Raw genomic sequence first — 21,992 nt, 5'->3', positions numbered from 1 at the left:
CGCTACGGTCAGCCGGCAGCCGCTGGCGTGAACAGCCAGCCCTCCCTCTTCCGCCCGCCGTCCTGGCGTGGCCCCGCCTCCGGAGCGCTTCCATGGCCCTGTACGACTCCATCCTCGACACCGTCGGCAACACCCCCATCGTCAAGCTGCAGCGCCTGGCGCCGCCGCAGGTCAGCCTCTACGCCAAGGTCGAGTCGTTCAATCCCGGCGGTTCGGTCAAGGACCGCCTGGCGCTGGCGATCATCCTCGACGCCGAGGCCCGTGGCCTGCTCAAGCCGGGTGACACCATCGTCGAAGCCACCTCGGGCAACACCGGCGTGGCGCTGGCGATGGTGGCCGCCGCCCGTGGCTACAAGTTCGTGGCGACCATGGTCGAGACGTTCTCGGTGGAACGCCGCAAGCTGATGCGTGCCTACGGCGCCAAGGTGATCCTGACCCCGGCGGCGGAACGTGGCAGCGGCATGGTGCGCAAGGCGCGCGAACTGGCCGAACAGCATGGCTGGTTCCTCGCCAGCCAGTTCGCCAATCCGGCCAACCCGGCCTACCACCGCAACACGACGGCGGCGGAGATCCTGCGCGACTTCGCCGGCAGGCGCCTGGACTATTTCGTCAGCGGCTGGGGAACCGGCGGAACCCTCACCGGTGTCGGCGAGGTGCTGAAGGTCGCACGGCCGCAGACCCGCATCATCGCCACCGAGCCAGCCGGCGCCGCGCTGCTCAAGGGCGATGACTGGAAGCCGCACAAGATCCAGGGCTGGACGCCGGACTTCGTGCCGGACGTGCTCAACCGCGACGTGGTGGACGAGCTGCTGAGCGTGGACGACGAACGCGCCATCGCCACCGCGCGCCGGCTGGCCGCCGAGGAAGGGATCTTCGTCGGCATCTCCGCCGGCGCCACGGTCGCCAGCGCGCTGGATGTGGCCAGCCGCGCCGAGCCGGGTTCGGTGATCCTGGCGATGCTTCCGGATACCGGTGAGCGCTACTTCTCCACGCCCCTGTTCGCCGACGTGAACGAAGGTTCCGACGACGACTGGCTGGCCGGCCTGCCGTGATGCACAGGGTCGGATCCCTTTCCCGTCCGGGAGAGGGCTCTGACCCTGCCGGCGCACCTCGGAAACATGGGGTCAGAGCCTTTTGCATACGGAAAAGGCTCTGACCCCTTTCTGCTTCAGCCTGCGTGAAGGTGGCGACCGCCATCGTGCGTGAAGACCGTCGGATCGCAGCGCGTGAGACGGTCATGACGCAGCATCGATGGCCTGTCCCCTACGCTGGGTACAGCCGCCGCAGGTACTGCGCGGAACATCCGACAGGCAGGAGACGGACGCATGAAGATCGAAGTGTGGCAGGGCGACATCACGACCCTGGCGGTGGATGCGATCGTCAACGCGGCCAATGAATCGCTGCTGGGCGGCGGCGGAGTGGACGGTGCGATCCACCGTGCCGCCGGCCCCGGCCTGCTGGCCGAATGCCGGCAACTGCCGGAACTGCGCCCAGGCGTGCGCTGCCCGACCGGTGAAGTGCGCGCCACCGGCGCCCATGCATTGCCGGCGCGGCACGTGCTGCACACGGTGGGCCCGGTCTGGCACGACGGCCTGCGCGATGAACCCGCGCTGCTGGCCAACTGCTACTGGAAATCGCTGCAGCTGGCCGAATCGCTCGGGGTGCAGTCGATCGCGTTCCCGGCCATCAGTTGTGGCGTGTACGGCTATCCGCTGTACCAGGCCGCGCAGATCGCCGTGACGGAAACCCTGGCGTGGCAACGCAGCCATGCACAGCCGATGCGGATCGTGCTGGTTGCTTTCAATACCGCCACGGCCAAGGCGTATCAGCAGGCCTTGGCCAGTGCCGGGCAGAACGCGGACAACGAAGTGCGCGGCACGCTGCTGCCGCCACTGGGCGATACCGGCTTCGCTGCCGCGCATTGAACACGGGGCGGCGGCACTGAAGAAAAGGCCGGGCAATGCCCGGCCTTTTCATTGCGGCAGTGCCCCTGGACGCGTCAGCGGCTGGCCGCGTCGACTGCGGCGTCATCCGGCACGGCCGCCGCATCCGCCGCTGCGCGGGCCGCCGACGCCGCGGCGCCGGCAGCGCTGGCGCCATCGATCTGCACGCGCACCTCGACCAGGCCCTGCTCGTCGCTGAGGCTGGAAACATCGACCGTATAATGACCGGCCGGCAACGATTCCTGCAGACGCGCGTTGGTGCCGTTGCCGCCGTCGTCGTCGACCAGCTCGACGTCACCGCCGACCACACGCAGCACGGTGTCCACCTGACCGGAGATCGCATCCAGGCGAACGTCGCCCGGACGCTCCAGTGTCAGCAGGAAGCGACGGCGACCTTCGCTGTCGAGCATGGTGAACACGCTGCCCGACTGCGGCAGTTGGGTACCGTCGCGCTCGACGATGTTGCCCGGCAGCTCGGTGCGGGCAACGGTCAGCTTGAAGGTGCCGGACGCATCGTCGTCCAGCCCGCGCACGCCCAGCGTGTACTTGCCGGGCTGCAACGGCAGCGACAGGCGCGAATTGGTGCTGTCACCGCCATCGTCGTTCTCCGCGTCGATCTCGCCGCCCTTCAGCTTCAGCACGGTATCGAACGCATCGGACGACAGGTTGACCTCATAGAGGCCGGCCTTGTCCACCTGCAGGGTGTAGTCCTGCGATCCGGAAACCAGCATGTCCACGACTTCGCCGCTGCCTGCGATGGGCTTGCCGTCGTAGGGCACCAGCTTCTCCACCCGCAGGCGGTAAGGGCCGTAGGCGGTCGGGCTGTCGGCGTTGACCGCCACCTGGTAGGTGCCGGCACCGTTGGCGCGGAACGCCAGCGATACATCCCCGCTGCGCTCATAGCCGGTGCGGCTGCTGGCGACCAGGCTGCCATTGTTGAACACGGCAATCGAGCCACTGAGGGCACCGGTCAGCTTCATGCCCACCAGCTGCTTGTCCTCCAGCGTGATCTGGTACAGCTGGTGGTGGCTGCCGTCATTGAAATTGATGCCGCTGCGCGAGGTGATCTCGCCGGAAACGGGCTTGTCGAACTCGAGCGACGGGGCCTTGCCCACATCCGCATTGCTGCCGGAGCGGTTGCAACCGCCTGCGGCGAGGACCGTAGCAACGGCCAGCGTGATTGCTGCCAAACGCATGTTTTTTCTCCTTGGCCTTCCATGTGTGTCCCCCGGGCCGGCCGGGCCCGCGGGAGGCGGAAAAGATACCCGCAAAAGCAAACGCCGGCGTGAGGCCGGCGTTGCCCTGTTCATCCTGCGATGGAACCGATCAACCGTTCCACTTGCCCAGTGCAGCCAGGCCGTTTTCCTTGGCGCGCTCGAACACGGTCTTCTGCGCGGCGGCGTAGTTGCCCTTCATGTCCTTGGCCCACAGCTTCAGTGCCGCCTGCTGCATGGCACGGCCGTAGGAGAAGCTCAGCGGCCACGGCAGGTTGCCCAGCTGGTTCATCGCATTGAGGTGGGCGGTGGACTGTTCATCGCTCTGGCCGCCGGACAGGAACACCACGCCCGGCAGGATCGCCGGCACGGTGCTCTTCAGGCACATCACGGTGGACTCGGCCACTTCCTCGACGTCGGCCTGCTCTTCGCAGTCCTTGCCCGAGATGACCATCGAAGCCTTCAGGATGGTGCCTTCCAGCAGCACGTTCTGCTGGTACAGGGCGTCGAACAGCGAACGCAGGGTGGCTTCGGTGACTTCGTAGCAGGTCTCGATGTCGTGGTCGCCGTCCATGATCACTTCCGGCTCGACCATCGGCACCAGGCCGCATTCCTGGCACAGCGCGGCGTAGCGGGCCAGCGCATGGGCGTTGGATTCGATGCAGGTGCCCGACGGAATGCTCTCGCCGATGTTGATGACCGCGCGCCACTTGGCAAAGCGCGCACCCAGCTTGTAATACTCCTGCAGGCGCTCGCGCAGGCCGTCCAGGCCTTCGGTCACCAGCTCGCCCGGGCAGCCGGCCAGCGGATGCGCACCCTTGTCCACCTTGATGCCCGGAATCATGCCGTGGTCGGCCATGTACTTGGCGAACGGCACGCCGTCCTTGGTCGACTGGCGGATGGTTTCGTCGTACAGGATGGCGCCGGAAATGTGCTCGTTGAGCTTCGGCGTGGTCAGCAGCAGTTCGCGATAGGCGCGACGGTTCTCCTCGGTGTTCTCGATGCCCACGCCGGCGAAGCGCTTGGCGATGGTACCGGTGGATTCGTCGATCGCGATGATGCCCTTGCCCGGGGCAACCATGGCCTGGGCGGTTTCAGCCAGCTGTTCGATGCTCATGTACTTCCTGTGGCGGGTGCGGGAAAAACGTAAGTATAGCCCCGCAGCCCGTGGCCTCGACGTGGAGGCCAGACTGGAAACGATTCCAATGTCCGTTCAGGACAGGCGCTGTCCTGCGCCGTTCCGGTCAGAGCCCCGGTGGGGCTCCGACCCGGGTCCGCAGCGGTTACAGATCGCCCAGACCGCTGGCGCGACCGTCTTCGCCCACCTCGAGCAGGCGCAGGGTGTTGGTCGCACCGTGGGTTTCCATGTGCTCACCGCTGGTGAACACCACCCGATCGCCGGCCTGCAGCAGATCCGATTCGACCAGCAGGCGGATGCTGCCACGTGCGGCTTCGCGCGGGGTCAGGCCACGGCTGTCGAAATTGATCGGAAACACATCGCGCATCAGCGCCATCTGCCGGCGTGCGCCGTCATGGCGGGTCACCGCGAACACCGGTGCCTTGGAACGGAAGCGCGACAGGTAGCGCGCGGTACCGCCGGACTCGGTCATGGCCACGATGGCCCGCACGCCCACGTGCTGGGACAGGAACATGGTCGCCATCGCGATGGCCTGGTCGGCGCGCTCCAGGTTGCGCGGCGACGCATTGAAGTCGGTCTCGGTCTGGAACTGGCGCTCGGCGCCCAGGCAGATGCGCGCCATCGCCTCCACGGCCTTGACCGGATACGCACCGGCAGCGGTTTCGGCCGACAGCATCACCGCATCGGTGCCGTCGATCACCGAGTTGGCCACGTCCAGCACTTCCGCGCGGGTCGGGATCGGGCTTTCCACCATCGACTGCAGCATCTGGGTGGCAGTGATCACCACCTTGTTCTGCGCCAGCGAAGCCTTGATGATCTTCTTCTGCAGGCCCGGCAGTTCGGCATCGCCGATTTCCACGCCGAGGTCGCCGCGCGCCACCATCACCACGTCACTGGCCTCGACGATCTCCTCCAGGTTCTCGATCGCTTCGGTGCGCTCGATCTTGGACACCAGCGCAGCGTAGCAGCCGTGCGATTCGGCGATCGCGCGTGCATCGTTCATGTCCTGCGCATTGCGGCAGAAGGAAACGGCGATGAAGTCGACACCGATCTTGGCGACGATCCCGATCAGCTCCTTGTCGCGCTCGGTCAACGCGCCCAGCGACAGGCCACCGCCCTGCTTGTTCAGGCCCTTGCGATCAGACAGCACCCCGTCGTTGAGCACGGTGCTGATGATCCGCTCACCCTGCACCTCGACGACCTGCAGCTGCATCAGGCCGTCATCGAGGAGCAGGACATCACCGGGGCCGACGTCCTGAGGCAGGCCGAGGTAGCTCACACCCACCTGCGTGGCATCGCCGGCCGGTGCGTTGGGCGAGGCGACCAGATCGAAACGGTCGCCCGCCTTGAGATGGATCTTGCCTTCGGCAAAGCGCTCGATGCGGATCTTCGGGCCCGGCAGGTCGGCCAGGATGCCCACTTCCACGCCCACCCGCTGTGCGGCGGCGCGCACGTCGGCGGCACGCTTGGCCTGGCCGGACGGGTCACCGTGGCTGAAGTTCAGGCGCACCACGTTGACGCCGGCGCGGAACAGATCCTCCAGCACGCCCGGCGGATCGGTGGCCGGACCGAGGGTGGCTAGGATCTTGGTGCGACGCTGACGCTCGAACATGGTGAATGGGCCTCTCCCGTTAAAGCACGGAAATTAGCACATCCTTCACGCCCCATGTATGCGGTTACAACCTTGTGCTGCCTGACTCTGCGGGACATGTAACGGACATCGCCCGGACATACGCCGGCGCAGGGTGCCCGGTATCAGGCCAACAGTGTCGTCAGCTGGACCGGCTCGCGTGCCAGCTGGCCCGCACCGGCTTCAGTGAGCTCCGCTTCGCCACCAAACCCCCACAGCACGCCGATGCTTCGCAGGCCGTGGTGACGCGCGCCCTCGATATCCATGCGACGGTCGCCGATCATCCAGCACTGCGTGGGCGACACCTGCAGCCGGCGCAGCGCTTCGCCGACCAGCTCGGGCTTGTGGCTGCGCGAACCATCCAGGGTCGAGCCGATGATGTCCTCGAACAATCCGCCGAACGGCAGATGGGCCAGGATCCGGCGCGCGTGCGGCTCGTTCTTGGCGGTGACCACCGCCAGGCGGTGGCCACGCGCATGCAAGGTGCGCAGGGCGTCCTCCACCTGGGGGTACACCGTGTGCTCGCGCCAGCCCTCGGCATCGAAGCGCTCGCGGTAGTACCCGACGGCCTGCTCCACCCGCGCCGGTTCGATGAACAGCGGCGCGAACGTGGTGCGCAGCGAAGGCCCGATCCAGCCCAGCAGCGTTTCCCGCGCCGGCACCGGATGCTCCATCTTCTGCAGCGCATAAGCGATGCAGGTGGTGATGCCCACCTGCGAATCGATCAACGTACCGTCCAGGTCGAAGAAGAGCGTCGCGCGTTCTTCCGGTGCCGGGTGGGCAGAACCGGCCTGGGTGTCGTCCGGGTTCATGCGCCGCGCGCGGCGAGCGCGGCCACGGCCGGCAGGGTCTTGCCTTCCAGGAATTCCAGGAACGCGCCGCCACCGGTGGAGATGTAGCTCACGTCCTTGGCGATGTCGAACTTGTCGACCGCTGCCAGGGTGTCGCCACCGCCGGCGATGGAGAATGCCGGGGACGTGGCGATGGCACGCGCCAGCGCTTCGGTTCCCTTGCTGAAGGCTTCAAACTCGAACACGCCGACAGGGCCGTTCCAGACCACGGTGCCGGCATTCGCAATCAGCTGCGCGTACTGGGCAGCGGTCTGCGGACCGATGTCCAGGATCAGATCATCTTCGGCGACCGCATCCACGGCCTTCACTTCGGCAATGGCGTCGGGCAGGAACTGCTTGGCCGTGACCACGTCCACCGGAAGCGGAATCTCGGCCCCGCGCGCCTTGGCGTCGGCAACGATCTTCCGGGCGGTGTCCAGCAGGTCCGGCTCGTACAGCGACTTGCCGACCTTGTAGCCGGCAGCCGCGATGAAGGTGTTGGCGATGCCGCCCCCCACGATCAGCTGGTCGACCTTGCCCACCAGATTGGCCAGCAGTTCCAGCTTGGTGCTGACCTTGCTGCCGGCCACGATGGCCAGCAGCGGCTTGGCCGGTGCGTCCAGCGCCTGCGCCAGGGCATCCAGCTCGGCCATCAGCAGCGGGCCACCCGCGGCGACCGGGGCGAAACGGATCACGCCATGGGTGGACGCCTGCGCGCGGTGCGCGGTACCGAAGGCATCCATCACGAACACATCGCACAGCGCGGCGTACTTCTTCGACAGGGCTTCGTCATCCTTGCCCTCGCCGACGTTCATCCGGCAGTTTTCCAGCAGCACCAGCTGGCCCGGCTGCACCTCGACGCCGTCGATCCAGTCGCGCACCAGCGGCACCTCGCGACCCAGCAGTTCAGACAGGCGTGCGGCAACCGGTGCCAGCGAATCGGCTTCGCTCCACACGCCTTCCTTCGGCCGGCCCAGGTGCGAGGTGACCATCACCGCCGCGCCCTGCTCCAGTGCGCGCTTGAGCGTCGGCAGCGAAGCGGTGATGCGCTGTTCGGAAGTGATGCGGCCATTCTCGATCGGCACGTTCAGATCCTGGCGGATCAGCACGCGCTTGCCGGAGAGGTCGAGGTCGGTCATGCGGACGATGGACATGGGCAACTCTTGGGCTCAGGGACGGGGTGCCGGCGTTCGGCAGACCGTCATTGTATCGGCTGCGGCAGAACGGATGGCGCCGGCCGCAGCGCCGCTCCATGCGCGGCCGGGATTCATCGGGATCTACGCCGAAGGCGAAGGCTTCTGCCTGAGCAGGCTGACCGCCAGACCGCCCACGACCAGGACCCCCACGCCCAGCAGCGCCCACAGCAGCCAGGCCTTCCAGTCCCGCTGCGGTTCCAGCGCTGCGTCTCCGGCCAGCGGCTCGGGACGGCCCTCCAGGCGTGCCAGCGTCGGCTGCCAGGCCGGATCGTTGCGCTGGCGAAGTTCCTCGATCAGCACCCCGATCGGCGCCTCCGCGCGGCGCGCCGTCGCGCTGCCCACCGCCAGTGCATAGGGCGCAGCGCCCTGGCTCAGGAACACCATCACTTCCGGCTGGTAGCCCAGGCGCAGGGTGGGGGCGCCGGCGATCTCCGCCGGGCTTGCCACTAGCTTCCAGTAGCGGTCGCGGTGCACATCGCCCAGCACCTGCGCCGCCGACTGCTGACGCGGGCCCTGCGTTCCCTGCTGCAGCTGATAGGCGATCCACGGTGCACTGCGTCGTTGCCACTCCGCGCCTTCATCGTCGCGGCTGAACAGCGTCCACTGCACCAGGCTGTTGTCAGTACTGGCGACATCGGCGCGCGCGATCGGGAAACGGCCGTCCAGTTCGAAGGTGTATTCGCCCTTGCCCTGCGCTGTCGGCGTCAGTGACAGCCATTCCCACGGCAACGTCGCCGGCGCCGGCGGAAGCTCGGCGAGCACGCCATGCAGGGCAGGCAGTCGCGCGTCGCCCTGCGGCAGCACGCGCAGATAGCGCGCATTGCCGTCAACCTGCAGGCGTCGCTGCAGCAATCGTTTGCCGGCGCGCTGCAGGTCCACCAGCGGAATGTCCCGACCGATGGAGCGCCAATGCTGCAGGTCATCGCTGGCATCAAGCTGCACCTGCGCCTGCAGCGGCTGGCCACTGTCGGCCCAATCCAGCACCAGCGCCGCCAGCGGTTGCTGGCCGAGCACGCTGGCATCGATCAGCCAGCCGCCCTGTCCGTTCACCGTGCCAGCACCGACACGCGCTTCGACCCGGCGCACGCGGCCGTCGGTATCGCGCTCGGTCAGCAACTGCAGGTCGTTGCGTTGCGCATCGGCCAGCGGCGGCAGTGCGAACCAGGGCAGCTCGCGCTGCACCGGCGGCTGTGCCAGCGGCGCGTCGGGTGCCAGCAATGCCGACGGCAGGGCCTGTCCGGCCGCGTTGAACACCTGCAGGTCACCCAGGTCTGCTGCGCCTGCACGGCGGTAGATCGCCGGTTCCAGCACCACCCGATAGGCGCCGGACTGCGCACTGGACAGCGTCAGCGGCCACTGCTCGGCGTACTGCGTGCGGTAGTCGGCCGCGTGTACGGCCATGGTGGCGAACAGGCCCAGCATCGCCGGCACCACCACCCTGCTCCACATTCTCATTGGTTTTCCTCCACGGATGGCACCGCGCCCGGTGGCGCCGGTGCCAGATAACCGACGACCGTACACAGCAGGCCATAGGCGATGAACGATGCGATCCCGAGCAGGTTGCCCAGGTGCTGGCGATCGATGAGAACCAGCTTGGCCAGAACCACGCCCATCAGCACCGCGCCGACCATCCACAACACACGCTGGCCACGACGCGAGCCCCACACCCAGGCGATCACGCCGAGCACGCTCCACAGCACGGTCAGGCTGGTCTGGGCCAAGCTGTAGCGCGCCATCGACGTACTCCAGGCCAGTCCCCCCCAGTGGTGCACGCCATGCAGGACCAGGCTGGTCAGGGCGATGAAGCCCGCCAGTGCCAGCACCGGCAGGCGCAGCCTGCGCAGCGCGGGCGGTGCCACATCGCTGTACAGCCAGCGCGCCAGCAGCAACAGGCTCAGCCACTGCCCCATCTCGGCCGGGTTCAGCACCGGCAGCCACGGCAGCGGTGCCGCAGTGCCCGGCAGCAGCTGGCCCAGCAGCCATCCGGTCGCCAGCAGCGCGAACAACACGCACTGCAGCGGCACGCGTGCGGCATCGAATGCCGGGCCCAGCGGCCAGCGCAGCCAACCCCAGCGCCACAGTGACAGGGCGGCCAGCAGCAACCAGGGCAGCGTCACCAGCAACAACGTCCAGCCCTGTGCCAGGCCAGCCTCGCCGCCTCCCCACAGGGCCAGCAGCGAAAGCAGCGATGGCCACAGCAGCCACCACAGGAACTGGGCGATGCGCGCCACCGTGTCGCCGCCCTGGCGCAGGCACAGCAACGTGCGCACCCCCAGCACGGCGAACAGCGCCCATGCCAGGGCGCCGTGGCCCGCGAACGGTTGCTGGTGTGCATGGCTTTGCGCCAATGCCAATGGGAACGCCATCGCCAGCATCGCCAGTGCGGTCATCCCCAGCGCACGTGCCGGTTGCCGGCGCTGCACCTCGGCTGCCAGCCAAGCGGTCGCCGCCGCCAGCACCAGCAGTGCATCGGCCTGCGAGGCATGCGCGAGGAAACGACCGATCTCGTGCACCCAGCCGCCGAGCCACCACAGCAGGCCCCACAGGTAGTAGACCAGGGCGATCTCATGACGTGCCCGGCGCTGGTAGCTCCAGGCCGACGCCAACCCCGCCACGGCCAGCAGCAGCGCACCGATCGCGGTGGGATTGAGCAGCAGACGCGCGTCCTCGTGCCAGTGGTTGCCACCTGCCACGAAGGCGAATGCCGCCGCCATCTGCAGCAGCGCAGCGGACACCTGTGGCAGCCAGCGCCTCTGGCGCAGACCGAGCCAGGCCAGCCCGGCACCTTCCAGCGCGAACACCGCACCGGTGGCACGGGCGGACAAGGCCAGCGGCACGGCCAGCGTGGCGAAACCCACCGCCAGCACCGCGTGCGACTGCGCCAGCACCGTATACGAGGCCCGGGCGATCAAGGCACGCGCCAGCACCGCGTAGATCACCGCCAGGCCCAGCGCGCACAGTGCCAGTGTCATCGGCTGTTCGTGCAGCATCGCCGCCTGCAGCGAGAAGGCGATCAACGGCGTGCCGAACACCAGGCTGCCATCGACCAGATCGCGGCGACCGGCAGGCTGCCTGCGCGCGTACAGCAGGGGAATCAGCAGATAGAAGGCGAAGAACAGCAGCAGGAACGGTTCGGTGCTGGAGAACTTCTCGGCCCTGTACTGAAGCACGCCCCAGAACGTGCCGATACCGAAGGTGAACGCGAAGCCCAGCAGGTTCAGCGCGCGCCACGGACGGAACCAGGCGATGGCGAAGATGCCGGCGTTGAGCACTGCGTAGTAGCTGAAGAGGCCGACATGGTTGCCACTGCCGGTCGACAGCCACAGCGGGGCCATGAAGCCCGCCAGGATGCCCAGCACCGCCAGGGTGCGCGAGTTCTGCAGTACTGCCAGCACGCACAGGCCGGCGACCAGCGCGATCGAACTGGCGAACGCAAATCCCGGCGCAAGCAGCTCAAAACGCTTGAATGCCGCGAAGATGGTCAGCAGCAGCACACCGATGGCGCCGCCCTGCAGGGCCAGCGCGAACAGGCGCCGGCGTTCGCGCTGATGCCAGCCGAAGGCCAGCAGGCCCAGCGCACCAGCGGTGACGGCCGCCAGCCGGAGTTCGACCGGGAGCACCAGCCAGCCCTGGTCACTGACGTACTTCAGCAGCGCGGCAACACCGGCCAGCAGCACCAGCATGCCGATCTTGACCGGCACGTTGCCCTCGGTGAACCAGCGTTTGACGGCGCCGATGCCACGCTCGAAGAAGCCCGGCCCGGCCGGCTCGACCGGCGGCGCAGGCGGGGGCGGCGTGGCCGGCAGCGGCGGTGGTGGCGGCGCTGCCTGCCGCGGCGACGCCGGCACGGAGGATTCCGGCGCATGGGCCGCCACGGGAGAAGGTGCTGCCGCAGCCCGCGGTCGCTCCATGGCTGGCGCGTCCGTTGCCGGAACGGGGGCGGGCCCGGGCGGTGGCGCGGCAGCGCGCGGCGATTGCGACACATCGGCCAGTGCGCTCTCAAGCGCAGCGACCCGGCGCCGCAGGCCGGCGATCATCACCAGCGCGACCACCAGCAGCAGCGGAATCGCCAGCAGTATCAATACGACCAGGGCTATCAGTGCTTCCATTGCGTGCCTTCCCATGCGATCCCGCGCCCCTGCGGCGGCGGTCGGACCGCCCCATGCTACGACAGGGCCGGTCCCTCAAACGACGAACCCCGGCCAGGCCGGGGTTCGTGCGCGATCTTCGCCGGCCTTACTTGGCGGCGACGACCCTGGCCATTTCCAGGCACTTGTTGGAGTAGCCCCACTCGTTGTCGTACCACGACACGAGCTTGACGAAGGTACCGTCCAGGGCAATGCCGGCTTCGGCATCGAACACCGACGTGTGGGTCTCACCGCGGAAGTCGGTAGCCACGACCTTGTCTTCGGTGTAGCCGAGGATGCCCTTCAGCGCGCCTTCGCTCTGTGCCTTCACTTCGGCGCAGATCTCGGCGTAGGTGGCTTCCTTTTCCAGCTCGACGGTCAGGTCGACCACCGACACGTCCGAGGTCGGCACGCGGAAGCTCATGCCGGTGAGCTTCTTGTTCAGTTCCGGAATGACCACGCCGACCGCCTTGGCCGCACCGGTGGAGGACGGAATGATGTTCTCCAGGATGCCGCGGCCGCCGCGCCAGTCCTTGTTGGACGGGCCGTCAACGGTCTTCTGGGTGGCCGTGGCGGCGTGCACGGTGGTCATCAGGCCACGCTTGATGCCCCACTTGTCGTTGATGACCTTGGCCAGCGGGGCCAGGCAGTTGGTGGTGCACGAGGCGTTGGAGATGATCGCCTGGCCGGCGTAGGTCTTGTCGTTCACGCCGAACACGAACATCGGCGTATCGTCCTTGGACGGGGCGGACAGGATGACCTTCTTGGCGCCGGCATCGATGTGCTTCTGCGCGGTTTCCTTGGTCAGGAACAGACCGGTGGACTCGATGACCACGTCCACGCCCACTTCGTCCCACTTCAGGTTGGCCGGATCGCGTTCCTGGGTCAGGCGGATCTTCTTGCCGTTGACCAGCAGGTCGTTGCCCTGCACCGACACGTCAGCCTTGAAGCGACCGTGCACGGAGTCGTACTTGAGCATGTAGGCCAGGTAATCCGGCTCCAGCAGATCGTTGATGGCCACGATTTCGATGTCGTCGCCGAAGTTCAGCACCGCCGAGCGCAGGACGTTACGCCCGATGCGACCGAAACCGTTGATACCAACCTTGATTGCCATTTCTCAAGCTCCTGCAGCCGCGACGGGTGCGGCGGGGTGGATAGGGCCCACAAGTCTAGCAGGCCCGGCCTGGCCACCGCCGGCCAGACCGGGCCGGTGGCGGGCGGGCTGGCCGGATTTGATCCGGATCAAAGCGTTAGCGCGGCGTGAGGCCGAGACTGGCCCCATCCACCCCGCAACGAGAACACCCCCATGCGCAAGACCTCTCCCCTGATCGTGGCCAGCCTGGCCGCCGCCCTGTCCCTCGCCGCCGCCCCGGCGATGGCCCAGTCCAAGGGCGACTGGACGCTTTCGGCCGGCGTGCACCAGGTGGCACCGAAGTCGAACAACGGCTGGCTGGCCGGTGGCACGCTGAAGGTCGACGTCGACAACGACGTCAAGCCGACCATCACCGGTGAGTACTTCATCGCTGACAACCTGGGCATCGAAGTGCTGGCGGCACTGCCGTTCAAGCACGACATCAACATCAACGGCCTCGGCCGTGTCGGCAGCACCAAGCAGCTGCCGCCGGTGGTGACCGTGCAGTACCACTTCAACAGCAAGGGCAAGGTGTCGCCGTTCATCGGTGCGGGCGTGAACTACACGACCTTCTTCAGCGAAGACACCACGGGCGCGCTCAAGGACAGCCGGCTGAAGCTGCAGGACTCCTGGGGTCTGGCCGCGCACGCCGGCGTGGACTTCGCGATCGGCGAGAAGGGCGCGCTGCGCGTGGACATGCGCTGGATCGACATCGACAGCAAGGTGAAGCTGGACGGCCAGAAGATCGGTACGGTCAACATCGATCCGCTGGTCTACGGCGCCTCCTACGTCTTCAAGTTCTGAGCGCGGCCTCCGGCGTGGCGGGCCTGCCCCGCCCTCCGGCCAACCGCTGAATCCTCCGCAGCATGTTGCCCCGGTGATCGCCGGGGCTTTTTTCGGCTTACCCATCCGTGGCCACCTCGACCCGGTTGCGCCCGGACGCCTTGGCCCGATACAGCGCGGCATCCGCACGCGCCAGTGCCTGCTCCAGCGAATCGGCGCCATCGTCATGCCACCGCGCCACACCAATACTGACGCTCACCACCGGCGCGGCGTCCGAATCGGCATGGGCGATCGCCAGCGCCTGGACCTGCTGACGCATCCGCTCGAACGGCGCGGTTTCCGGCTCGCCTGGCGACCACTGCCCCAGCGCCACGAACTCCTCACCGCCGTACCGCGCCACCACCGAGTCAGCGCCGCGAAGCTGCGCGGCCAGCGTCACCGCCACCGCATGCAGGACCGCATCGCCCGCCGGGTGACCATGATGGTCGTTGTAGCGCTTGAAGTAGTCGATGTCGATCATCGCGATGCGCAAGGCGCCACGCGCGTGCGGCCGGCGGAGATAACGCTGGAAGATCTGGTTGGCACGACGATCGAATGCGCGCCGGTTGAGCAATCCGGTCAATCCGTCGTGGTTGGCCAGTGCATCCAGCCGCTGCTCGGCGCGCCAGGTTGCACGCGCCTGCCTTTCCAGGATGTAACTACCGAAGATGCCAGCCAGGTTGCTGGCCAGCACGAATGTCACGCTCTGCAGCATCTGCGCCCAGTGCCGGCCGACCTGCAGCTCCGCCAGCACGAACGCCGATGCGATCAGGGTTCCGGTCAGCGTGGCGACGCCGAAGCGCAGGCCACACAGGAAGTAGTTCAGCAGCAGGAACAGGCTGACGCCTTCATAGGGATAATCCACGCCGGCGCGATGCGCCGTCCAGATCATCGTCACCAGCGCCAGCCCGCTGATCAGCACAGCACCGCCCCCCAGCCATTGCAGATGGCGGCGGAACGCTGGGACGAAGGTGAGTGCTACCGCCACCAGCAGTACCGGCAGCAGCAGCCCGAGCCGCCAGCGCAGCACCTGTGCATGCACATCCGGCGGAAGCCAGAAATGGTCCAGCACGGCAAAGCCGATTGAAAAGATGCCGGCAACGGCACAGGCCCAGCGCATCCGCCAGACCACCTGTTCATCGAACGCGCGGGCAAAGCCGTCGTCCGCATGTATTGCCGTGATGCGCCGGTCCGTGATGCTCATCGCGATGTCCCCGCCCGTGGCCGCGCCACCGTAACGGTCCGCGCATCAAGGGCGCGTGGCGAGCGGCCATGCTGGATCAAACGCGTCCGGCCGCCGCCCCGCTAGAATGCCGGCATGAAAGCCCTGCATTCCCTGTTCCTCGCCGCCGCGATCGCGCCGGCTCTGCTGTCCGCCTCCGCCCCTGCCCATGCCTGGGGCGCGCAAGGTCATCGCCTTGTCGCTGAGGTAGCGGATTCCCGCCTCTCGCCCGCTGCACGCGCCGAAGTCGACCGCCTGCTGGCCACCGAAGCCGGTGCCACCCTCGCCAGCGTGGCGCCCTGGGCCGACCAGCTGCGTGCCAAGGACCCGGGCCTCGGCCGCCGTTCCGCCGGCTGGCATTACGTCAACATCGCCGAAGACGGCTGCCACTACGAAGCGCCCAGGCACTGCACCAACGGCAACTGCATCGTCGAAGCGCTGAAGGCGCAGAGCGCGATCCTCGGCGATCGCAGCCTGACCGACGGCGAGAGGCTGCAGGCCCTGAAGTTCGTGGTGCATCTGGTCGGCGACATCCACCAGCCAATGCATGCCGGCTACGGTCACGACAAGGGCGGCAACGACTTCCAGCTGCAGTACGGCAACCGCGGCACCAACCTCCATTCGCTGTGGGACAGCGGCATGCTCAACACCCGCAAGCTGGACGACAACGGCTATCTGCCGGTGCTGCGGTCGCTGCCGGCGCCGAAACTGGCGCGCCAGTCCAATCCGCAGCGCGATCCGCAGGCGTGGGCTGAAGCCAGCTGCCGCATTTCGATGCAAGCCGGCGTTTATCCAGCCTCGCGTAAGATCGGCGATGAATACACCGCGCGCTACCGCCCGGTGGCGGAAGCGCAGCTGCGGCTGGCCGGCGAGAATCTGGCGCAGCTGCTGAACCGCGTGCTCGCCGCACGCTGAGGAGGTTGCCGATGCCGGTCCAGGTCCAGTCGTTCTTCCATCGTGACAGCAATACCTTCAGCTACCTGGTCAGCGACCCGGCCAGCGGCGAGGCTGCGCTGATCGATCCGGTCCTGGACTACGACCCGGACACCGATGCCAGCAGCGAGTCGCCGGTCCAGCCGGCACTGCACGCGATCGAGCAGCAGGGGCTGCGGCTGAGGTGGCTGCTGGAGACCCACGCCCACGCCGACCATGTGTCGGCCGGGCGGCGGCTCAAGCAGCGTTTCCCTCACGCCACGCTGGCCATCGGTGAAGGCATCCGCGCCGTACAGGCGACCTTTGCGCCGCGGTTCGGCCTGCAGCTTCCTGCCGCGGACGACATCTTCGACCACCTGTTCGCCGACGGCGAGACCTTCACGCTGGGCGAAGTGCGCGGCCAGGTCATCGCCGTGCCCGGCCACACCAGCGACAGCATCGCCTACCTGATCGGCGACGCACTGTTTACGGGCGATTCGCTGTTCATGCCCGACGGCGGTACCGCCCGCTGCGATTTCCCCGGCGGCGATGCGGCGCAGCTGTACCGCTCGATCCAGCGCCTGCTGGCGCTGCCCGAGTCCACCCGTGTGTTCGTCTGCCACGACTATGGCCCGGGCGGCCGCGACATCGCCAACGAGACCACCATCGGCGAGCAGCGCGCGCGCAACATCCACGTGCATGACGGCGTGGCCGAGGCCGACTTCGTCAGCGTGCGCCAGGCCCGCGACGCCACGCTGGCCGAACCGGCGCTGATGCAACCGGCGGTGAAGGCCAACATCCAGGGCGGCGCCTGATCGACGCCGCTGTACTGGCCGGACATGGCCCGGCGCTACCCGGCATCACGCGCGATCATTTCCCCTGCGTACGGACCGTCTGCCGGCCCTTCACGATCTCGAAGGTGAAGGCGTACAGCAGGCTGACCGGCACCGGCTCGATGCGCTCGGCGCTCCCGCAGTCGCCGCGGTCGGCTGGGACCTTGCCGACCGGGTAGTGGCAGACCGCGGCAGCGCTGTACTTCCACATCGCCACCGCCTCCTGCGCCGCCTGCAGCAGCGGCGCGTTCTCCGCTGCAGCGCCGGCGGCGCACTCGGGGCGGTCAGTCAGCGGCAGGCTGCGCTCTACCATGCCTTCCGCATCGACCACCACCTGCAGGCAGATGGTGGTGGGCGCCAGTTCGGTACGCGGATCGCGGTCGCCCACCTTCGGATCAGGCGCCGCATACAGCTGCGGCATCCGATAGCCTTCGCCCGCTGCCAGCGCATAGGCCTGCACCTGACCGCTGCCGCCCGCCGCTGTGGGCTGCAACCGCTGATGGCCGACACTCTCGCTGCGGGTGTCAACCGTGCCCAGTCGCTCCTGGGTGGCACAGCCGGTCAGCAGCGTGGCCAACAGCAGCGCGGCCTGCCTCACCGCGCGCGCTCCGCTTCCCTCTCGTCCTCACTCATGGAGAACGTCAGTGGAATCCGCACGGCGGAAGCCACCGGACGCCCATCCTTCAGGGCCGGCCGGAAGGTCCAGCCCTTGGCGGCCGTGATCGACACCGCATCGAACACACCGGGATTGGTGGCACTGAGCACCTGTACGTCGGTCGGCCTGCCCTCTGCGTCGATCTCGACCTTCAAGGTGACGACGCCGGTCAGGCCCTGCTGGAAAGCAGACTCCGGATACTTCGGCGGTGCCATCCTCTCGACCTGCGCAGAACGCTGCAGGCCGGCCGCAGCGGCATCGGCCTGCGCGTACTCGGCTGGCTCGACGCCGATCGACGACACGCCGGCCATCCCGAGCTGGCTTGCCCACGCCACCGTGGCCAGGCCCGCGCACACCCCGACCACCAGCACCTGCCCGAACACCCACGGCAATGCCTTCCGCTTGGACTGCTTCAACATGGCGATTCGCTCCTTCAACACGGGTTGGCTGCGCCAGTGACACACTGCCGGCGCAACCGGGTGAACCAGCTGTGCCTTCAGCAGCGTGCTGGCGTAAAGTCCGCGCAGCGCAGGCTGCGTGGCAATGGTGCGGGCATCGCAGGCCAGTTCCTGGTCGCGCAGGAACCTGCGTGTTGCCCACGGCATCAGCGGATGGAACCAGAACGCTGCGCGTGCAAGCAGCAACGCGCCGTTCGCCCAGTGATCGCCATTGCGGCGATGGCTGCGTTCATGTGCCAGGATCAAGCCCTGCTCGCGTGCATCGAACTGCTGGTCGAAATCGGGGCCGACCACGATGCGCGGCCGCCACAGGCCGACCAGGGCCGGCAGACCGGGATCGGCACTGGCCTGCCAGCTGCCGTCGACGCGCGCCTGCAGACGGCCCAGGACACGTTCGAAGCGCTGCTGCGCGCGCAGGCTGCGCAGCAGACTGATCGCCACGCCAAGCATCCAGGCCAGCAGCAACCATTGCGGCCAGCGCATGACCTGGGTCGGCTCGCCCTCCGGCGCGACAGGCATCACGTTCAGGGGCAGGGTCGGCACATGCTGCAGCAGGGGCAGCGCAGGCAACGGCAACAACAGGCCTGCCAGCAGCAGGGGCAACAACCACCAGCTGCGGTAGGCCAGTGAGGCCCCTCCCAGCCGCAGCAGCAGCGGCCGCATCGCCGCCAGCACGATCACCGCCAGCGCCAGCCACACGCTGGCCCGCCACACGCTGTCGAGCACCTCACTCATGGTCCAGCTCCTGGATCAGCTTCTTCAGTTCGGCGATGTCCTGCGCGCTGAGCTGGCCGCGCTCACTGAAATGGGCAACCAGTGGCGCCACCCGTCCTTCGAACACCCGGCCCAGAAAGTCCTGGCTCTGCGCCGCGACCCAAGCTTCGCGCTGCAGCAGCGGCCGATACAGATAGCGGCGGCCTTCGCGTTCGGCAGCGATCGCGCCCTTGGTCAGCAGGCGGTTGAGCAGCGTCTTGATGGTCGGTTCGGCCCAGTCCCGATGGGCCAGTGCGGCAACCACCTCATCGGCACCGCGGGGCGCCTGCTGCCACAGCACTTCCATCACGACGGCTTCGGCTTCACTGATCGGATTCATTGTTTACGCCCGTAATCGACAATTCGATTACGCACGTAATCAAAGCCGCTGTCAAGCCTTCCATCGACCTGCACTTCATGCGCCTTGGCCCAGCATCGGCCGTCCCGGCCCCGGAGTGCGCATGAAACCGCTGCCCAAGAAGGATTTCCCCGTCGAACAGGCCCGCCGCTTCCTCGAACCCGGCCCGATCGTGCTGGTCAGCACCGCGTGGCGTGGCCAGCGCAACCTGATGACGATGGGCTGGCACATGGTGATGGGCTTCTCGCCATCACTGGTGGCGACCTATCTGTGGAACGAGAACCACAGCTTCGCGCTGGCGCGGGGCAGCGGCGAATGCGTGATCAATGTGCCGGGCGTGGAGCTGCTCGATACCGTAGTGGACATCGGCAACTGCAGCGGGCGGGAGGTCGACAAGTTCGCGCACTTCGGCCTCGATGCCCTCCCCGCCCGCGAGGTCGGCGCGCCGCTGGTCGGCCAGTGCCATTCGTGCTTCGAGTGCCGCCTGTACGACGACAGCCAGATCGAGACCAGCAACCTTTTCATCTGGGAGATCGTGCGTGCCCACGTCGCGCCACGGCCGAAACTGCCGCGCACCGTGCACTACCGCGGCGATGGCCGCTTCATGGTGGCCGGTGCGGAAGTCTCGCGTCGACGGCGGTTCAAGCCCGACATGCTGTAATGCCGGAACTCCCCTTACGCAGGACTGCCCCGGATGACCGAACACCTCACCGACCTGGACGCCGCCGTCGATTGGCTGTTCGCGCGCGTGGAAGGGCCGCTGCGGATCGGAGCACCGCTGGCGCTGGGCAAGCCACACCGGTTGCTCAATGCACTGTATGCACGGGTCGAGAACGATCCCTCGCACCCCCTCCAGCTCTACACTGCGCTGTCGTTGAATCCGCCGAAGGTGCGGGGCAGCGGCCTGGAGGCCCGCTTCCTGGGCCCCTTCGCGCAGCGCCATTTCGGCGAGGATTTCCCCCGCCTGGCCTATGCCGACGCGATCGCCCGTGACGCACTGCCCGCCCATGTGCAGGTGGAGGAGTTCTACATGCAGTCCGGCGCCCTGCTCGGTTCCCGGCAGGCGCAGTCCAGCTACACCAGCCTCAACTACACCCATGCCGCTGATGCAGTGGCCCAGCGCGCGCCGCAGGTGATCGTGCAGAAGGTGGCGATGCGCCCGGACGATCGCCGCCTCTCGTTGTCCTGCAACAACGACATCACCCAGGACACACTCGATGCAATCGCCGCACGCGGCCTGCCGCGTCCGCTGATGGTGGCCGAGATCGATCCGCAGCTGCCTTATCTGGGCGGCACCGCCACGGTCGATGTGTCCTTCTTCGATCTGGTCATCACCCCGCCGCCGCCGTATCCGGCGCTGTTCGGCCTGCCGCGGCAGCCGGTCGCCGACGCCGACTATGCGATCGGCCTGTATGCCAGCACCCTGGTGCGCGATGGCGGCACGCTGCAGATCGGCATCGGCACGCTGGCCGATGCACTCAGCCATGCACTGGTGCTGCGGCATACCGACAACGCGCGCTACCGGCGCGTGCTGCACGCGCTGGATCCGCAGCTTGCGCGGCATCCGCTGGTACAGGAAATCGGCGGCCTGGAGCCTTTCGAGATCGGCCTGTACGGCTGCAGCGAGATGCTCAACGAGGGCTTCCGGCGGCTGGTCCAGACCGGCGTGATCAAGCGCAAGGTGCATGACGACCTGGCGCTGATGCAGCGCATCGAGAACGGCAGCACGCTGTCCATCGACCATGCCACGCTGGCCGCCGAAGGCGAATACCTGCATGGCGCGTTCTACCTGGGCTCGCCGGAGTTCTACCAGTGGCTGCGCGAGCTGCCGGCGGATGAACGCCGCGCCATCGGCATGCGCCGCATCAGTGAGATCAACCAGCTTTACGGCGGCAACGAGACGCTGGAGCGCCTGCAGCGCCGCCATGCACGCTTCTTCAATTCCTGCATGATGGCCACTGCGCTGGGCGCGGCGGTCTCCGATGCCCTGGACGATGGCCGCGTGGTGTCCGGCGTCGGCGGCCAGTACAACTTCGTGGCAATGGCCCATGCCCTGCCGGAAGCACGCAGCGTGCTGATGTTCCGCGCCGCGCGCGATGACAAGGGCCATCGCGAATCGAACGTGCGCTGGAATTATGGCCACACCACCATTCCCCGCCATCTGCGTGATATCTACCTGGACGAGTACGGCATCGCCGACCTGCGCGGGTTGACCGACGAGGACTGCGTGCAGGCGATGGCGGCGATCACCGAGGCGCCGTTCCAGCAGGGCCTGCTGCAGCAGGCACAGGCCGCGCGCAAGCTGCTGGCCACGACGCAGCCCGATCCGCAGCGGCTGCAGCGCAATACACCGCAGGCCCTGGCCGCAGCGCTGGCACCCTTCCGTTCCGACGGCACCCTGCCCGACTACCCGCTGGGCAGCGATTTCAATGAGATCGAGCAGGTGCTGGTGAAGGCGCTGGGCTGGTTGAAGGCCAACACGCAGACCCGCGGCGACAAGCTGCGTACCGTCTGGGCAGCGCTGCGCCAACCGGCCGGCGATGGCGATGCGGTGTACCTGCAGCGCATGGGCCTGCAGTCACCGAAGGACTTCCACGAGCGGCTGGACGCGCGCCTGCTGCGGCTGGCGCTGGCACGCACGGCCTGAAGCCGGTAGCGGGGGGGGGGGGGCGGGGCGGGGGCGGCGCGCCCGCCGGCGCCCCGGGCCCCGCGCCGCCCACCCCCCGGCCAGGGAGGTGGGGCCGGCCCGGGCGCGGGCGTGAGGATTGC

Annotated in this window: 19 protein-coding genes; 7 read left to right on the top strand and 12 right to left on the bottom strand. The window is 67.8% G+C overall.

The features are described from left to right. The first annotated feature begins 92 nt into the window (after positions 1-92). Entirely contained in the window at positions 93-1,052 is a 960-nt protein-coding gene (gene cysK, locus ACVOMM_RS16785; protein ID WP_065175759.1) for a cysteine synthase A, read from the top strand. Between the two features lie 273 nt (positions 1,053-1,325). Beyond that, positions 1,326-1,925, top strand: coding sequence for an O-acetyl-ADP-ribose deacetylase (locus ACVOMM_RS16780; RefSeq protein ID WP_053517092.1), 600 nt, complete (start codon positions 1,326-1,328; stop codon positions 1,923-1,925). 74 nt (positions 1,926-1,999) lie between these two features. Here the strand turns inward: ACVOMM_RS16780 and ACVOMM_RS16775 are convergent, their stop codons facing one another. The 8 genes from ACVOMM_RS16775 to gap all read right to left on the bottom strand — a co-directional run bounded on the left by ACVOMM_RS16775 (position 2,000) and on the right by gap (position 13,192). Next, positions 2,000-3,139, bottom strand: coding sequence for an ABC transporter substrate-binding protein (locus ACVOMM_RS16775; RefSeq protein ID WP_065175758.1), 1,140 nt, complete (start codon positions 3,137-3,139; stop codon positions 2,000-2,002). A gap of 130 nt (positions 3,140-3,269) precedes the next feature. Continuing rightward, positions 3,270-4,274 (bottom strand): class I fructose-bisphosphate aldolase, encoded by a 1,005-nt coding sequence (locus tag ACVOMM_RS16770; protein WP_053518502.1) that lies wholly within the window; start codon positions 4,272-4,274, stop codon positions 3,270-3,272. Between the two features lie 166 nt (positions 4,275-4,440). After that, positions 4,441-5,907 (bottom strand): pyruvate kinase, encoded by a 1,467-nt coding sequence (gene pyk / locus ACVOMM_RS16765; protein WP_481526521.1) that lies wholly within the window; start codon positions 5,905-5,907, stop codon positions 4,441-4,443. A 143-nt stretch (positions 5,908-6,050) separates the two neighbouring features. Beyond that, positions 6,051-6,737, bottom strand: coding sequence for an HAD hydrolase-like protein (locus ACVOMM_RS16760; protein WP_481526520.1), 687 nt, complete (start codon positions 6,735-6,737; stop codon positions 6,051-6,053). Then, the gene (locus tag ACVOMM_RS16755; protein WP_053518495.1) at positions 6,734-7,909 is read right to left on the bottom strand and encodes a phosphoglycerate kinase; all 1,176 of its coding nucleotides are present in this window, start codon (positions 7,907-7,909) and stop codon (positions 6,734-6,736) included. Before ACVOMM_RS16755 ends, ACVOMM_RS16760 begins: the two co-directional genes overlap by 4 nt. Positions 7,910-8,032: 123 nt before the next feature. Further along, positions 8,033-9,406: a DUF3999 domain-containing protein gene (locus ACVOMM_RS16750; protein ID WP_459040114.1), complete on the bottom strand. Its 1,374-nt coding sequence runs from the start codon at positions 9,404-9,406 to the stop codon at positions 8,033-8,035. Beyond that, the gene (locus tag ACVOMM_RS16745) at positions 9,403-12,060 is read right to left on the bottom strand and encodes a DUF2339 domain-containing protein (RefSeq protein ID WP_481526519.1); all 2,658 of its coding nucleotides are present in this window, start codon (positions 12,058-12,060) and stop codon (positions 9,403-9,405) included. Before ACVOMM_RS16745 ends, ACVOMM_RS16750 begins: the two co-directional genes overlap by 4 nt. Positions 12,061-12,187: 127 nt before the next feature. Beyond that, positions 12,188-13,192, bottom strand: coding sequence for a type I glyceraldehyde-3-phosphate dehydrogenase (gene gap, locus ACVOMM_RS16740; RefSeq protein ID WP_053518489.1), 1,005 nt, complete (start codon positions 13,190-13,192; stop codon positions 12,188-12,190). A gap of 192 nt (positions 13,193-13,384) precedes the next feature. Here gap and ACVOMM_RS16735 point away from each other — a divergent pair, with 192 nt between their 5' ends. After that, complete coding sequence (locus ACVOMM_RS16735; RefSeq protein ID WP_053518487.1) at positions 13,385-14,014, top strand: OmpW/AlkL family protein; 630 nt, start codon at positions 13,385-13,387, stop codon at positions 14,012-14,014. A 97-nt stretch (positions 14,015-14,111) separates the two neighbouring features. Here the strand turns inward: ACVOMM_RS16735 and ACVOMM_RS16730 are convergent, their stop codons facing one another. After that, positions 14,112-15,236 (bottom strand): GGDEF domain-containing protein, encoded by a 1,125-nt coding sequence (locus ACVOMM_RS16730; RefSeq protein WP_053518485.1) that lies wholly within the window; start codon positions 15,234-15,236, stop codon positions 14,112-14,114. 114 nt (positions 15,237-15,350) lie between these two features. Between ACVOMM_RS16730 and ACVOMM_RS16725 the strand changes: the two genes are divergently transcribed. Then, a complete protein-coding gene (locus tag ACVOMM_RS16725; RefSeq protein WP_322523379.1) occupies positions 15,351-16,169 on the top strand; it encodes a S1/P1 nuclease in 819 nt (272 codons plus the stop codon). Between the two features lie 11 nt (positions 16,170-16,180). Further along, positions 16,181-16,981, top strand: coding sequence for an MBL fold metallo-hydrolase (locus ACVOMM_RS16720; RefSeq protein WP_053518482.1), 801 nt, complete (start codon positions 16,181-16,183; stop codon positions 16,979-16,981). A gap of 55 nt (positions 16,982-17,036) precedes the next feature. Here ACVOMM_RS16720 and ACVOMM_RS16715 read toward each other — a convergent pair whose 3' ends face one another. From ACVOMM_RS16715 to ACVOMM_RS16705, 3 genes are read right to left on the bottom strand one after another with little or no spacing between them, the layout of a single operon-like run. Beyond that, positions 17,037-17,597, bottom strand: a complete 561-nt coding sequence (locus tag ACVOMM_RS16715; RefSeq protein WP_481526518.1) for a hypothetical protein — start codon at positions 17,595-17,597, stop codon at positions 17,037-17,039. Further along, positions 17,594-18,847 carry a M56 family metallopeptidase gene (locus tag ACVOMM_RS16710; RefSeq protein WP_481526517.1) on the bottom strand — a complete coding sequence of 418 codons (1,254 nt, stop codon included), beginning with the start codon at positions 18,845-18,847 and terminating at the stop codon, positions 17,594-17,596. The genes ACVOMM_RS16715 and ACVOMM_RS16710 overlap by 4 nt, the downstream gene beginning before the upstream one ends. Continuing rightward, positions 18,840-19,205: a BlaI/MecI/CopY family transcriptional regulator gene (locus ACVOMM_RS16705; RefSeq protein ID WP_065181668.1), complete on the bottom strand. Its 366-nt coding sequence runs from the start codon at positions 19,203-19,205 to the stop codon at positions 18,840-18,842. Before ACVOMM_RS16705 ends, ACVOMM_RS16710 begins: the two co-directional genes overlap by 8 nt. 121 nt (positions 19,206-19,326) lie before the next feature. Between ACVOMM_RS16705 and ACVOMM_RS16700 the strand changes: the two genes are divergently transcribed. Together ACVOMM_RS16700 and ACVOMM_RS16695 are read left to right on the top strand one after the other, a co-directional pair. After that, positions 19,327-19,884 carry a flavin reductase family protein gene (locus ACVOMM_RS16700; protein ID WP_053518474.1) on the top strand — a complete coding sequence of 186 codons (558 nt, stop codon included), beginning with the start codon at positions 19,327-19,329 and terminating at the stop codon, positions 19,882-19,884. 33 nt (positions 19,885-19,917) lie between these two features. Then, positions 19,918-21,870, top strand: coding sequence for an acetyl-CoA hydrolase/transferase C-terminal domain-containing protein (locus ACVOMM_RS16695; protein ID WP_180875489.1), 1,953 nt, complete (start codon positions 19,918-19,920; stop codon positions 21,868-21,870). The last annotated feature ends 122 nt before the right edge of the window (positions 21,871-21,992 follow it).

The organism is Stenotrophomonas sp. STEN009, from assembly GCF_056760395.1.
Note: the sequence above shows the minus strand (reverse complement) of the source record. Positions and strands in the feature narration are given on the sequence as shown.